Origin of the sequence: Streptomyces paludis, from assembly GCF_003344965.1 — a bacterium.
Classification (GTDB): domain Bacteria; phylum Actinomycetota; class Actinomycetes; order Streptomycetales; family Streptomycetaceae; genus Streptomyces; species Streptomyces paludis.
In genome coordinates, this window is record NZ_CP031194.1 from 3,592,408 (window position 1) to 3,604,897 (window position 12,490).

At 73.6% G+C, this 12,490-nt stretch carries 11 protein-coding genes and 1 pseudogene; 3 read left to right on the plus strand and 9 right to left on the minus strand.

Annotation, left to right across the window (positions count from 1 at the left end; genetic code table 11):
- Nucleotides 1-183 precede the first annotated feature (183 nt).
- The 6 genes from DVK44_RS15790 to DVK44_RS15815 form a co-directional block, all read right to left on the minus strand.
- Complete coding sequence (locus tag DVK44_RS15790; protein ID WP_162793846.1) at nucleotides 184-1,554, minus strand: DJ-1/PfpI family protein; 1,371 nt, start codon at nucleotides 1,552-1,554, stop codon at nucleotides 184-186.
- Between the two features lie 47 nt (nucleotides 1,555-1,601).
- A complete protein-coding gene (locus DVK44_RS15795) occupies nucleotides 1,602-2,573 on the minus strand; it encodes a GlxA family transcriptional regulator (protein WP_228447172.1) in 972 nt (323 codons plus the stop codon).
- A gap of 143 nt (nucleotides 2,574-2,716) precedes the next feature.
- Complete coding sequence (locus DVK44_RS15800) at nucleotides 2,717-3,295, minus strand: HAAS signaling domain-containing protein (protein ID WP_114660255.1); 579 nt, start codon at nucleotides 3,293-3,295, stop codon at nucleotides 2,717-2,719.
- On the minus strand, nucleotides 3,292-3,657 hold the full coding sequence (locus tag DVK44_RS15805) for a PadR family transcriptional regulator (protein ID WP_114660256.1): 366 nt from the start codon (nucleotides 3,655-3,657) through the stop codon (nucleotides 3,292-3,294). Before DVK44_RS15805 ends, DVK44_RS15800 begins: the two co-directional genes overlap by 4 nt.
- Nucleotides 3,658-3,756: 99 nt before the next feature.
- The gene (locus DVK44_RS15810) at nucleotides 3,757-6,153 is read right to left on the minus strand and encodes an ABC transporter permease (RefSeq protein WP_114660257.1); all 2,397 of its coding nucleotides are present in this window, start codon (nucleotides 6,151-6,153) and stop codon (nucleotides 3,757-3,759) included.
- Nucleotides 6,150-6,962 (minus strand): ABC transporter ATP-binding protein, encoded by an 813-nt coding sequence (locus DVK44_RS15815; RefSeq protein WP_228447173.1) that lies wholly within the window; start codon nucleotides 6,960-6,962, stop codon nucleotides 6,150-6,152. Before DVK44_RS15815 ends, DVK44_RS15810 begins: the two co-directional genes overlap by 4 nt.
- Before the next feature lie 215 nt (nucleotides 6,963-7,177).
- Between DVK44_RS15815 and DVK44_RS15820 the strand changes: the two genes are divergently transcribed.
- Nucleotides 7,178-8,485: a sensor histidine kinase gene (locus DVK44_RS15820; protein ID WP_114660258.1), complete on the plus strand. Its 1,308-nt coding sequence runs from the start codon at nucleotides 7,178-7,180 to the stop codon at nucleotides 8,483-8,485.
- A 74-nt stretch (nucleotides 8,486-8,559) separates the two neighbouring features.
- The gene (locus tag DVK44_RS15825; protein ID WP_269439641.1) at nucleotides 8,560-9,225 is read left to right on the plus strand and encodes a response regulator; all 666 of its coding nucleotides are present in this window, start codon (nucleotides 8,560-8,562) and stop codon (nucleotides 9,223-9,225) included.
- A gap of 54 nt (nucleotides 9,226-9,279) precedes the next feature.
- Here DVK44_RS15825 and DVK44_RS15830 read toward each other — a convergent pair whose 3' ends face one another.
- Nucleotides 9,280-10,494, minus strand: a complete 1,215-nt coding sequence (locus DVK44_RS15830; protein WP_114660259.1) for a GDSL-type esterase/lipase family protein — start codon at nucleotides 10,492-10,494, stop codon at nucleotides 9,280-9,282.
- Between the two features lie 46 nt (nucleotides 10,495-10,540).
- Nucleotides 10,541-10,933, minus strand: a pseudogene (locus tag DVK44_RS15835) (TetR-like C-terminal domain-containing protein); the annotation flags it as partial.
- Between the two features lie 227 nt (nucleotides 10,934-11,160).
- Here DVK44_RS15835 and DVK44_RS15840 point away from each other — a divergent pair.
- A complete protein-coding gene (locus tag DVK44_RS15840; protein WP_114660260.1) occupies nucleotides 11,161-11,556 on the plus strand; it encodes a DUF6344 domain-containing protein in 396 nt (131 codons plus the stop codon).
- A gap of 19 nt (nucleotides 11,557-11,575) precedes the next feature.
- On the opposite strand, the gene DVK44_RS15845 is transcribed toward DVK44_RS15840, so the two are convergent.
- On the minus strand, nucleotides 11,576-12,304 hold the full coding sequence (locus DVK44_RS15845; protein WP_114660261.1) for a DUF5324 family protein: 729 nt from the start codon (nucleotides 12,302-12,304) through the stop codon (nucleotides 11,576-11,578).
- Nucleotides 12,305-12,490 lie beyond the last annotated feature (186 nt).

The following is a 12,490-nucleotide window of genomic DNA, read 5'->3' on the forward strand; positions in this document are numbered from 1 at the left end:
CGGCGGGTGGGCGTGGAGTTGTCGTGTGGGGGCTCGGTCCGAGGTGCATCGGCCGGTGGTGGGGCGAGGGATTCGATGGGGCGGTGAGGGGGACGGAGTGCTTCGGTGACTTCGACCCCGCGGAGAAGATCGGCTTACCGGGCTGGGCAGAGTCGGATCCGGTCGGCGCCGGCCGGATTCGGATCAGGTTGTCCTGCGGCGGCGCACCGTCCGGCGTATCGCTGTCGGTGCGAATCCGGCGGCGGTGCTCAGCAGTACGGCTCCCGCGGCCAGCAGTGTGGCGCGCCAGGGCCAGGTGTCGCCGGACAGTTCCAGGTGGGCGGAGGGGTATTCGGAGAACTTCGCGGTGACCAGGGCTGTCCGGCGGTCGGCGTGTGCGGCCAGGTCGCGCAGTACCGGGTCGAAGCCGAACTCCGCGGGCCGCTTTCCCCCGCCGGGTAGCTCGACGGCGAGTCCGTTGCGCCGTGCCCAGGTGCGCAGTGGTGCGGTGACGGCTTCGGGGCCGGTGACGCCGGGGACGACGAAGCGGTCCACCCCGTGGGTGCCGCCGGTTGCCGCGCGGGTGACGAGGACCAGTCCGTGGCGGGTGGTGACGGTGTCGCGGGAGCCGAGGACGACCGTGCGTGTCGCGAAGGACACCCCGCCGTACGCCTCGAAGGCCGCTGCGGCGTCGATCTCGCCGACACCGTCGACCAGGCCGATACCGGTGGTGGGGCGCAGCCAGGGGAAGGCGGCGTTGAGCGCGTAGGGAAGGTCGCCGATCGCCAGGTGGTTGGCCGGGATCGCGGTGGGCCCGTCCGGGGTCCAGCCCGGGTACGACAGGTCCGCGCCGATACGGGCGGCCTCGCTTCTGCCCGCCATTTCCTCGACGACCTTCAGGGCGCCGACGGTGCCGGAGGTGATGCCCGCGGTGGTGGTCACCCGCTTGTCCTCGACGTACCGTTCGCCGCGTTTCCAGTGCACCTGGGGGTAATCGCGTTCCAGGGAGGCGATGTTGGACCAGAAGGAGGTCGCGTCGCGGCCGTCCAGCAGGCCGGAGGCGGCCAGCAGTTCAGAGCCCGCGCAGACACCGAGGACATGGGCGCCCTTGCGGTGGCGTTCGACGATCCACCGGCGCAGCGGCTGCTCCTCGTCGGCGGCGGGGGCGGTGACCGCCGGCACGACCACCACATCGGGCTCCGGCAGTGTGCCACTCTCCACTTCCGCCAGGGTGTGGTCGGGGAGCAGGTGCGCGCCGCCGGACATCGGGGAGACGCGGCGCTCGGCGGCGACGGTGTAGACGAAGAACTTCTCCGACTCGGCGAACACCTGGTAGGGCGCCAGGACGTCGGTGGTCACGGAGCCTTCGTTGCTGACGGCCACCGCCACCGTGATACGGCCCTGCGGCACCGCCCGGGCCTGTGGCAGGGACCGGACGTCGGGGGCGGGGGCGAAGCTGTCGGCCATGGACGCGTTCACCCCCGCGAAGGCGATACCGGCGAACGATGCCACGGACAGCACCGTGCCCATCAGGGCCCAGCCGGTGCGGCGTACCACCCGGCGGGCTCTGCTCATCTCGGACACAACAGTTCTCCATACGTTCGTGGGGTGTGCGGTCGCGGTCAGGCCGTCGGCCGGAGCTGTTCGCGCAGCCGGGAGGGCGAGGCGCCGAAGGCTTCGGCGACCAGGCGGCGCAGCTGGCGCGCGTCGCGGAAGCCGCAGCGGGCCGCGATCGCCTCCACCGTCAGTTCGGTGTCGGCCAGCAGGGTGCGGGCGCGCTCCAGGCGCAGCCGGCGCTGGTACGCGAGCGGGGTGATCCCGGTGGACGCGGTGAAGGCCCGGGTCAGACCGCGCGGGGACAGGTGGGCGAGCGCGGCGAGTTCCGGCAGGGTCGGGGCGGCGTCCAGGTTCTGGGCGAGATGATCCTGTACCCGGTGGACCGCGGGCTGGACGTGGTCGCGGTAGCGCAGGAACGGGCTGATCTGTGCGGCGTCGCCGTCCCGCCGCAGGTACAGCACCAGCTCGCGGACGACCGCCGCGGTCAGCTCCGGGCCGTGGTCGCGTTCGACAAGGGAGAGGGCGAGGTCGATGCCCGAGGAGACACCCGCGCTGGTACTGATCCGGCCGTCGTGGACGTAGAGCGCCGCCTCGCGGACGCGGGCAGCCGGATACCGCTCGCGCATCGCCGCGGTGAGCGACCAGTGGGTGGTGCACGCGCGGCCGTCCAGGAGGCCGGCCTCGCCCAGGACGGCGGCGCCGGTGCACACGGACGCCAGCCGGGCGCCCGCGGCGAAGGCGTCCCGTACCCAGCGCACGGCGGCCGGAGGCACCAGCCGGTCGGATCCGGTCAGCCGGGGCCCCGGGACGAGGACCAGGTCCCCACGCTCCGCCCGTGTCGTCGGCAACGGTGACAAGCCGGCCAGCCGCAGCCCCTGCGCCGACCGTACGCTCTCCGTCTCGGCGGCGTATTCCAGCCGATAACCGGCTCCCAGCTGGGCCGCGGTGTCGAAGACCTGGACCGGGCCGCCGAGATCCAGCAGGTTCACTTCGGGCAGTACCAGGACGATCACACGCCCGTTTCTCGTATCGCTCACTTCTTCAACGTAAGCGAGGAGAAGGGCGCCGACGAGGCGTCGTGGTGCCCCGCACCGGACAGATCCGGCACTTGCTGAGTGATGGTCCGCCGCCGCGGGTCATCGTGCCGCGACCACGGGCCTGTCCAGCAGCCCGGGGCCTGTCAGGCCGCGTGGGGGCGCAGGTGGGCGGCGCTGCGTCCCAGTCGGACGGCTCCGACCAGCGGGATCACCATGGCGATCAGGAGTATGCCGATGAGTTGCGCGGCACCGAGGCCACCGGTGAGAACGAACAGCGCGGCAGCCGCGGGGATCACCAGGAAGGGTGAGAAGGCGCAGAGGACGCCCAGGTGCTTGTCCCGCCTGGTCCATGCCGGCGAGCGCCAGATCCGCACGGAGGCGATGATGGCCACGACGATGCCGATGCCGAGGATCTCGAAGAGCGGGGCGGCCACCACCATCAGGACCAGGGTCAGCTTGGTGCGCGCGCTGCTTTCCGGCTGAAGCGGATTGACGCCGGGCTCTTCGGCGATCGCGGCGGCGGCGATCTCCCGGGGGGTGCCGAGCTGGTCCAGAGCCTGCTGGACCGCCGCGTCATCGGCATCCCGCGGCAGTACGGACTCGATGTGCTCGCGAAGGTCTGTCACCAGGTCACCGCGCCGGTCGCCGGACAGCACCGCCGCCTCCCTGTCGACCGAGGCCAGGTACGTGCGAACCAGCGGGTGGGTCAGGGCGTCGCTCATGATTCAGCTCCCGGAACGAGGAAACGGTCAACGGCATTACGGAAACCGGGCCAGTGCCCGGAGAACTCCTCCAGGGCCTGCCGGCCCTGGTCGGTCAGTTCGTAGTACTTGCGAGGCGGGCCGGTGGCCGACTCCACCAGGAACGTGTCCGCCAGGCCGCTTCTGCGCAGACGGGACAGCAGCGGATACAACGTCCCCTGGCTGGTCGCCATGACCGGTGTATCCGCGAGAGCCTCCAGCAGCTCCACCCCGTAACGCGGCCTGTCGCGCAGCAACGCCAGGACGCAGTACTCCAGCACGCCCTTGCGGAGCTGGCTCACACCGCGGGCCTCCGCGTCTTCTCTTGCATTGCCAGCTACCATGCAATGCATACTACCCGAACGGGAGCCGGAGCGGGAGCCGGAGTCGGCAGGGAGGGGCGGGGCCGGAGCGATGCTCCAGCGGGAACGTCCGGTTCTCGGTCATTCGGTGCGCAGGGCTGTCGTGGTTCTGGCTCTGGCGGCCCAGCAGGCCGGGGGCAGGGCGCCCAGGGTGGCGATGAGCAGGCCGCCGAGGGTGAGTGGCAGCAGGTGGGCTCCGTCGTACACGGCGAGGACGGAGTCGGGGAGGCGGAGCCCGGCGCTGTCGGCCATCGCGGGGATGACCCGGCCGTGCAGGGCCACGCCGAGCGGTACGCCCGCGGTGCCCGCGGCCAGGCCGGTCAGTGCTACCGAGGTGAGGACCATTGCGACGGTCTGCCGGGGGGTCATGCCGAGCGCTTTGTGGATGCCGAGTTCCCGGACGCGTTCGCGGGTGTCGAGCAGGACACCGCCCAGCACGCCGAGCGCGGCGACCGCGACGAGCATCAGGGTCAGGAGCGCGGACAGGGCGTTGAGGGTGACGATCATGCCGCTGCCGCGGTCGGGGCCGCCGGCCATCGCGGTGACGTGCAGCGGGGTCAGTTCCTTGTTCAGCGACTCGACATAACTGCCCACGTCCGTACCGGACATGACCGCGATGTGGTGGCTGATGTCCGCCAGGTCCGCGGGTGCGGCGGTGAGGTTCGCCGCGTCGGTGAAGACCCGCATGCCGTCGTAGCGCGGGTCGAGGACCTCGCCGACGATCCGGACCGTGACGGGATCGCCCAGGCCGTTCAGGGTGACGGTGTCCCCGGTCCCGGTGCCGGTGGCGGCCAGGAAGCCGGTCGGGACCACGGCCTCGCCGGGCCGGTCGAACCAGCGGCCGGAGACCATCGTGTAGCCGCCCCAGGACGCGTCGCCGGTGAAGGCGGTCACGGCGGTGGTGCCGGGGACGCCGGAGACGGTCGCCCGGGCCGTTCCGGCGCTGTAGTGCTTCCCGGTCCCGGAGTTGGCCCCGATCACGGCCGCGACCTCCGCCGGATCGGCGGCGGGCCGCTCGGCGTCGGGCCGCGCGCCGGGGGCCTCGGGGGCCGGTCCGCCGGGCCCGGTCCTCGGCGGCGGCGCGGCCACCGTCACATCGGCGGCGTCATGCGCCCTGGCCTTCGCCACCTCGCCGAGCGAGGCGCCCATCCCCACGGTGAAGGTGACGGCGACCGTGCCGAACAGCACCGCGGTCCCCATCATCAGCGCGCGGGCGGGCCGCGCGAAGGGCCGGGCCAGCCCCAGGGCGACCGGCAGGCCGAGCGGCCTCGGCAGCGGCAGCCGGCCGGCCAGGCGGACCGACCGGCGGACCGCCCAGCTGCCGCGTCCCGCCGCCGCGGTACGCCCGACGGCGAGCGCGTCGGCCGTACGGAGCCGCCCGGCGCGCCAGGCGCTCGCCCACGCGGTCGCCGTGACCAGAGCAAGCATTCCGGCGATCACCGTCAGGTCGACCCAGGGGGCGACGCCCGGGGTCGGGGAGCCGTAGACCTCTCCGGTCCCGGCCAGTACGGGTACGGCGAGCAGATGCCCGGCCGGGACCCCGAGCGCCGTGCCGACGGCGGCCGGGACCAGCGCCTGGCCGACGTAGGCGCGGACGACCTGGGCCGGGGTGAAGCCGACGGCCTTGAGGATGCCGATCCGGCGGGTCGCCGTGCCGACGGCCGACGCGACGACATTGCCGACGACGAGTACGGACATGACCAGGCCCAGAACCCCGAACGCGATGAGGAACGGCACGTAGAGGGCGGTCTCGCGCTCGGCGCTCTTCCTGACGGTGAGCCAGGACTGTTCGCCACGGGCCGCGCCCGGCGGCAGGTCCGCCGTCACGGCCGCCCGGCCCGCCGCGATCCGCGCGGCCGTGTCCGCGCCATCGAAGCGGTAGAGCATCTGATAGCCGCCGCTGCCGGGCGCGGTGAGCGCGGCCATCTGGGCGGGCACCACCCAGGCGTCCGCGGTCCGGGTGACCGAGCGGGCCACCCCGACCACCTTCAGCCGCGGGTCGCCGGCCAGCCCGGTGAAGGCGAGCCGTGTGCCGAGGACCGGGAAGAGCGCGGCATCGGCGGACAGCACGATCTCGCCGGGGCCGCTGGGCCACCGCCCGTCTGTCAGCGTCAGTACGTCAACTCCCTTGCCGGGACGGTCCCGGCCCGCCACGGTCATCGGCCACGCGGGCATGCCGCTGACGGGCCGCGGGCTGACCGTGGCCGTACGGTACGGTCCGGCCGCGGCGCTCACACCGCGCGCGTCCGCGGACGGGGCCAGCTGTCCGGCGCTGGCCCTGCCCGCGTCGTACTCGATGGTCAGATGCGCGCCGCGCTGCCGGGCGAAGGCGTCGTCGAAGGGGGCGCCGGAGACCGCGAGGAGCGTGCCGCCGAGCACGGAGGCGGCCACCGCCGTCATCGTGATGAGCCCGATCACCAGCGTCTGTACGCGGCGACGTGCCACCCCCGAGCGCACCGCCGTGCCGAGCGCGCTCATCGGGCGGCCTGCGTGGAGCCGGTCTCCGGGGCGGCGGTCTCCGTGGATCCGGTCTCCGTAGCGGCGGCCCGTACGGCAGTGCCCGGAGCGTCGTCGGCCCGTACCGCAGTGCCCGGAGCGGCGGCCGCCCCCACCCGGGTGTCCTCGGTGATCCGCCCGTCGGCGATCTTGACCGTACGGTGGGTGCAGGACCGGGCCAGGGCGAGATCGTGGGTGACCACGACGATGGTCTGGCCCTCGGCGTTGAGTTCGGCGAGCAAGCGGCTGACCTCCCGTCCGGCGGCCGTGTCGAGTGCGCCCGTCGGCTCGTCGGCCAGGAGCAGCGGCGGCCGGTTCATCAGGGCGCGGGCCACCGCGACGCGCTGCCGCTCGCCGCCGGAGAGGCGGCCCGGATAGGCATGGGCATGCCGGTCGATGCCGAGGCTCTCCAGGAGTCCCGCCGCGCGCCGGTCGGCCTCGCGGCGGGGCGTGCCGGCGAGCCGCGCGGGCAGGACGACGTTGTCGGCGACGGTCAGATCGTCGAGCAGGTTGAAGAACTGGAAGACCATGCCGATCCTCGACCGGCGGTAGCGCGCCGCCCGGGCCTCCCCCAGGGTGTCCACCCGTACGCCGTCCACGGTCACGGTCCCCGTGTCGGGCCGGTCGAGGCCCGCGATCAGATGGAGCAGCGTGGACTTGCCGCTGCCGGACGGGCCGAGGATCGCGACGGCCTCGCCGGGCCGCACGGTCAGCGACGCCTCGTGCAGCGCGGGCGGGCCGTCGTCGTAACGGCGGCTCACCTCGCGCAGTTCGATCACCGGCGTGGTCATGGGGGCTCCTTCGGTACGACGGCGGCTGGCCCGGTGCACGCTAGGAGCGGGACCGGCCGCCGCGCGTCGCCCGCCCGGACCCCTTGCCGTACCGCGCCGGGATGACCGTCCGAAACGTCATCCCCGCGATGTAGTCGACCGATGTACGCCGGGTGCCGGGAACGACCGCTGAGGCGGACTCCACGCGGCCGGGCGGCGGCGACAATGAACCGGTGATGAGCGTACGTACGGCGCCGGCGCGGCTGCGGGAAGCGGCGCGCGAGGCCGCCCGGGACGCCTGGCGCCCGACCGGCCCGCCGCCCCGGCTCACCCGCCGCGACCGGTGGTCGGATCTGCTCCTCGCGCTGGCGGTCGGCGGCACCACGGTCTACTACGCCGTCGACAACGCCGACAACGTCGTGGTGCGCGAGATCGGCGGCGTGGCGTACGTCATGTCGCGGCCGTCCGGCCCCGGCGGCCTGGCCTTCATGGTGGCCCTCGCGGCCGTCGCCTCCGGCGCGCTCGCGCTGCGCCGTCGCTGTCCGCTGGCCGTTCTGTGCGTCGTGACGACCGCGGCGCTGCTCACGCCGTACGCCGTGTCCCGGCTGACGTTCTACGCGTTCATCATCGCCGTCTACTCCGCCGCGGTGTACAGCCCCTACCGGGTGGCGACGCTCGCGGCGCTTCCGGTGGCGGTCACCCTCGTCGGTACGTCGGGCAACTCGGTGACCCCGATCGTGCCCAACGAGTACGTCGCCCTGCTGATCCTGGCCCCGATGGCCGTGGCCGCGGTCGGCCTGCGTACCTGGAAACTCCGTACCGACGAAGGCCGCGCCCGGCTCTCCGATCTGGAGCGCGAACAGGCCGAGGCCCTGCGGCGGGCGGTCGGTCACGAGCGCGCCAGGATCGCCCGCGAGCTGCATGACGTCGTCACGCACAACGTCAGCGTGATGGTCATCCAGGCGGGAGCCGCCCGGAAGATCATGCACACCTCACCGGAGCAGGCGGGCGAGGCGCTGCTCGCCGTGGAGGCGGGCGGCCGGGCGGCCCTGACCGAACTGCGGCACGTCATGGGGCTGCTCACGATGGGGAGCGGGGACGGGGGTACGGACGGAGCCGCCGATCCGGCGGACGAGGCGGCGGAGCTGGCCCCGCAGCCGGGCCTCGACCAGCTGGAAGCCCTCGTCGGACGGGTCCGGGAGGCCGGACTGGAGGTCGGCCTGACCGTGACGGGACCGCCCCGCGAGATACCGCCCGGCGTCGGACTCGCCGCCTACCGCGTGGTCCAGGAGGCCCTCACCAACACCGTCAAGCACGCCGTCGGCGCCACCGCCACCGTGACCGTCTCGTACGCGGCCGACGCGCTGCGGGTGGACGTCACCGACACCGGCGGACGGCCGGGAGCGGGCGCGGCCACCGGGAACGGCCGGGGCCTGATCGGACTGCGCGAGCGGCTGGCCGTGTACGGCGGAACCCTGCACGCCGGCCGGCGCGTGACCCGCGGCTACCGTGTCGAGGCACTGATCCCCCTGGAGACCCCGTGACCGAGCCGCAGTCGCAGTCGCAGTCGCAGCCACAGTCGCCGCCGCCGCAGCCGCAGTCGCAGCCGCCGCGTGTCCTGCTCGCCGACGACCAGACCCTGGTCCGTACCGGATTCCGGATGATCCTCGGCGCCGACGGCATCGACGTCGTCGCCGAGGCGACCAACGGGGCCGAAGCCGTCGCGGCGGCCCGCCGTACACGGCCCGACGTGATCCTGATGGACATTCGGATGCCCGAGATGGACGGCCTGGAGGCCACCCGCCGTATCCTCACCGGCGCACCGGACGAGCCCCGCGTCATCATCCTGACCACCTTCGACCTCGACCGGTACGTGTACGCGGCGCTGTCGGCCGGGGCCAGCGGCTTCCTCCTCAAGGACGTCACCCCCGAGCACCTGGCCACCGCCGTCCGCACGGTCCGCACCGGCGACGCGCTCCTGGCTCCGGCCATCACCCGCCGCCTCGTGCAGCGCTTCGCCCGGCGCGACGGCGACACCGCCGGCCTCCACCGCGATCTCGCCGCCCTCACCGCGCGCGAACTGGAGGTCTTCGGCCTGCTCGCCCGCGGACTGAGCAACGCCGAACTCGGCGCACGCCTCCAGCTGGCCGAGGCGACCGTCAAGACGCATGTCTCCCGTATCCTCGCCAAACTCGGACTCCGCGACCGCGTCCAGGCCGTCATCGCCGCCTACGAGACGGGGCTGATCAGCGCCGGCGACGAACGCGGGGCCGCCGGGGATTAGCCGCGAGCGGGGGTTCTGCCAGGCGGCTCAGTCGGCTCAGGCGGCTCAGTGCGCTCAGGCGGCTTCGGGGGCGAAGGCGCCGCCGGCGGTGAAGGCCAGGGCCGCGAAGCGTTCGCCGATACGGCGGTGGGCGGCGGCGTCCGGGTGGAGCCGGTCGGGCAGGGGGAGTTCGGCGAAGTCCGCCTCGCCGTACAGCTCGCGGCCGTCCAGGTGGCGCAGGTTCGGGTCGTCGGCCGACCGCTGCTCCACGAGGCGGGCCAGTTCGTCCCGGATGACGTTGAGGGTCAGCTTGCCGGTGGCCCGTTCGGCGGGGTCGCCCGCGGCCCGGAACCGGAGTCTTCCCGCGCTGAGGTCGCTGGGGTCGCCGGGGTCGCTGAGGTCGCTGAAGTCCGGGGCGCTGGGGCCGGGGGTGTCCTCGTGGATGGGGCACAGGATGGGGGAGACGACCAGGATCGGCGTGGTGGGGTGGCCCTCGCGGAGGGTGTCGAGGAAGCCGTGCACGGCGGGGGTGAAGGCGCGCAGCCGCATCAGGTCCGTGTTGACCAGGTTGATACCGATCTTGAGGCTGATCAGATCCGCCGGGGTGTCCCGCAGGGCGCGGGCGGTGAACGGGTCGAGCAGGGCGCCGCCGCCCAGCCCCAGGTTGATCAGCTCCACCCCGGCGAGGGAGGCGGCGAGCGCGGGCCAGGTGGTGGTGGGGCTCGCGGCGTCGGAGCCCTGGCTGATCGAACTGCCGTGGTGCAGCCACACCTTGCGGCCCCGGTCCGGTACGGGCCCGACGGGGGCGTCGGTGCGCAGGGCGACCAGTTCGGTGGTCTCGTTGTGCGGCAGCCAGATCTCGATGTCCTTGACGCCGGCGGACAGACCGGTGAAGCGGAGGGTGCCGGGCGGGCCGGGCCGGTGCTCGGCGGTTCCGGTGGTCATGTCGACGGTCAGGGTGCTGCCGCCGGTGACGGTCGCGGAACCGGCCGGGCGACCGTCGACGAGCAGGTCGTACACGCCGTCCGGGCGGGGCGGCGCGCCGACGTAGACCCGCTTGGTGGGCAGGGTCTCCAGCTCCACGGCGGTGGCCCGGGTACGGAAGACCAGCCGTACGCCCGAGGGCTGGGACTCGGCCATGGCCAGCTGCCCGTCGGCGCACTGGGCGCGGGCGCGGGCGGGCAGCCGGTGCGGCAGCACGCCGTGCGCGGTCTGCTCCAGATCGAGGGCGCCGCGCAGGAGGTCGGCGGTGATGGGGGTCGTGATGTGGGGCGTGAGGGGCGTGGTCATGTCTCTGCCTGCTGATGTGGGCGGGAAAGGGGTGGCCGGGGGGTGATCAGGGCGCGGGCCAGGCGCGCAGCAGGGCGTCCAGCGCGTCGAGGATGCGGGCCCAGGTCTCCTGGGGGTCCGGGGCGCTGTGGCTGAAGCCCCCGGCGGCCTCCAGGCTGACGTAGCCGTGGAAGACGCTGCCCAGCAGCCGGACCGCGTGCGTCTGGTCCGGCTCCGTGAGGTCGTAGCCGCGCAGGATCGCCCGCATCATCCGGGCGTGCCGGACACCGGCGCTGGCGGCGGCCGTCTCCGGGGGCAGCGGCAGCCGGGCGGCGGTGTAGCGGCCGGGATGCTCCCGGGCGTAGTCGCGGTAGACGTTCGCGAAGGCGGCCAGGGCGTCCTTGCCGGCCCGGCCGGCCAGCGCGGCGGCACCGCGGTCGGCGAGTTCCCCGAGCGCTACGTGCGACTTGCGGTGCGCTGATCATGGAATCTGCTGGTCCGCATGTCTGGTTGGACCGTACGAGTGGTGTTCATCAGAAGAACTATGTATGCGCGGCGTAGGTCCCGTTATTCCCGAGATGCGCATCCATCATGACGGAGGTAGGGAGAGCGCTCAGCCCGAGCGCTCCGCATCCCGTTCCGCGCACATCCCGCAACTCCGCACCTCGACACCGAAAGCGAGGGGTCATGGCCGCCCTCAAGGTCAAGAAGCTCTGGACCGTCTTCCTCACCGCGTTCTTCGCGGTGCTCGCCTCCCTGGGCCTCACCGCCCCGGCCACCGCCGCCGGCGCCGCCGCGCAGCAGCCCGCCGACCAGCCCGCCGGCCGGCCCGCGCAGGCGCCCGCCGCCGCGGCGCGCCACAGCGCCGAGCCGGGTACGGCCCGATGGGCGGCCGTACCCAGGGCGCTGCCGCGGGACCGGTCGCTGCCGCCGACGATCAAGCAGCGCATCCGCGCCGAGGCGCACGGTTCGTCCCCGTCGGTCCGTCATCTGCCCGCCGCGGCGCCCAGCGAGACCGACGCAGCCCTGGCCCGCGAGAACGCGTACGCCGCCGACGCGGCGCTGGTCGCGGCGGCGGCATGAGGCGCCGCGCGTCTCGGGCTCAGGGGTGGTCGCCCCGGTGCCGGTCCCTTTCCGCCGCGCGTGCCTCGGCCGCGTCGAGTGAATCCGCCGAGTCCCCCGTATGCGCCACATGGCTGCCGTCCACGGACGTCAGCGGAGCCCGCTCCGAGACCTCCGTCGCGGCCGGCGGCTCCACCAGCCAGTCCGGATTCGCCTGCTTGTCCCACCACTTCCACGCGACGAAGGCCCCGCCGGCCAGCGCGCCCAGGACCACCACGCGCTTGGTCACCCGGCCGGCGCACGCCCGCCGCTCATGCTTCTTCACCAGCTTCCGGATCTCCCCCGGCGTGACCTGTCCGCGCAGAGCGGCCAGCGCCGCCGCCGAACGGGCCGCCGCCTCCTCCGCCACCGGCTGCGCGGTGGCGACCGCCTGGCCGACCCGCGGCACCGTGTAGTCCGCCGCCTGACGCGCGGCCTTGCGGGCCCGGTCGGCGCCACGGTGCGCGGCCTTGTCCAGCTTCGGGGGCACCCGGGGCGCCACATACGCTCCGTACTGACTACGGGCCTGGTCACGGGCCTGCTGAGCGGCCTTCGCCATCACCGGGGCGAGCCGTACGCGCGCCTCGTGCGCGTATACGACGGCGTGTTCCCTGGCCAGAGCGGCCTGTTCTTTCGCCGTATCGGCGTAGGGCGCCACCGCTTCCGCGGCGTGCTGCACGCTCTCCTTCGCCGAACCGGTAGCGGCGCGCACGCTGTCCATGCGGTTCACAGGATCGTCCTCCTTCGGTGGCGTTCCGTTATGGCGTTCCGTGTTTATTTCGCCTGTCCACCCTTTTCGAAATCATGCACGGCCCACCCGGCCCCGGCACGCGGTACGGGCTATCCGGGCTATACCCGACCTCTCGGCACAAGGAGGAGCGGGCACTTCGGCATGCCGTCCCGTGCGAGGATTTCG

Bases quoted from the DNA above. Each gene is read 5' to 3' on its own strand.
- DVK44_RS15805 (WP_114660256.1), bottom strand. From the start codon at position 3,657: ATGGTAGCTGGCAATGCAAGAGAAGACGCGGAGGCCCGCGGTGTGAGC.
- DVK44_RS15815 (WP_228447173.1), bottom strand. From the start codon at position 6,962: ATGACCACGCCGGTGATCGAACTGCGCGAGGTGAGCCGCCGTTACGAC.
- DVK44_RS15810 (WP_114660257.1), bottom strand. From the start codon at position 6,153: ATGAGCGCGCTCGGCACGGCGGTGCGCTCGGGGGTGGCACGTCGCCGC.
- DVK44_RS15820 (WP_114660258.1), top strand. From the start codon at position 7,178: ATGAGCGTACGTACGGCGCCGGCGCGGCTGCGGGAAGCGGCGCGCGAG.
- DVK44_RS15800 (WP_114660255.1), bottom strand. From the start codon at position 3,295: ATGAGCGACGCCCTGACCCACCCGCTGGTTCGCACGTACCTGGCCTCG.
- DVK44_RS15830 (WP_114660259.1), bottom strand. From the start codon at position 10,494: ATGACCACGCCCCTCACGCCCCACATCACGACCCCCATCACCGCCGAC.
- DVK44_RS15790 (WP_162793846.1), bottom strand. From the start codon at position 1,554: ATGAGCAGAGCCCGCCGGGTGGTACGCCGCACCGGCTGGGCCCTGATG.
- DVK44_RS15840 (WP_114660260.1), top strand. From the start codon at position 11,161: ATGGCCGCCCTCAAGGTCAAGAAGCTCTGGACCGTCTTCCTCACCGCG.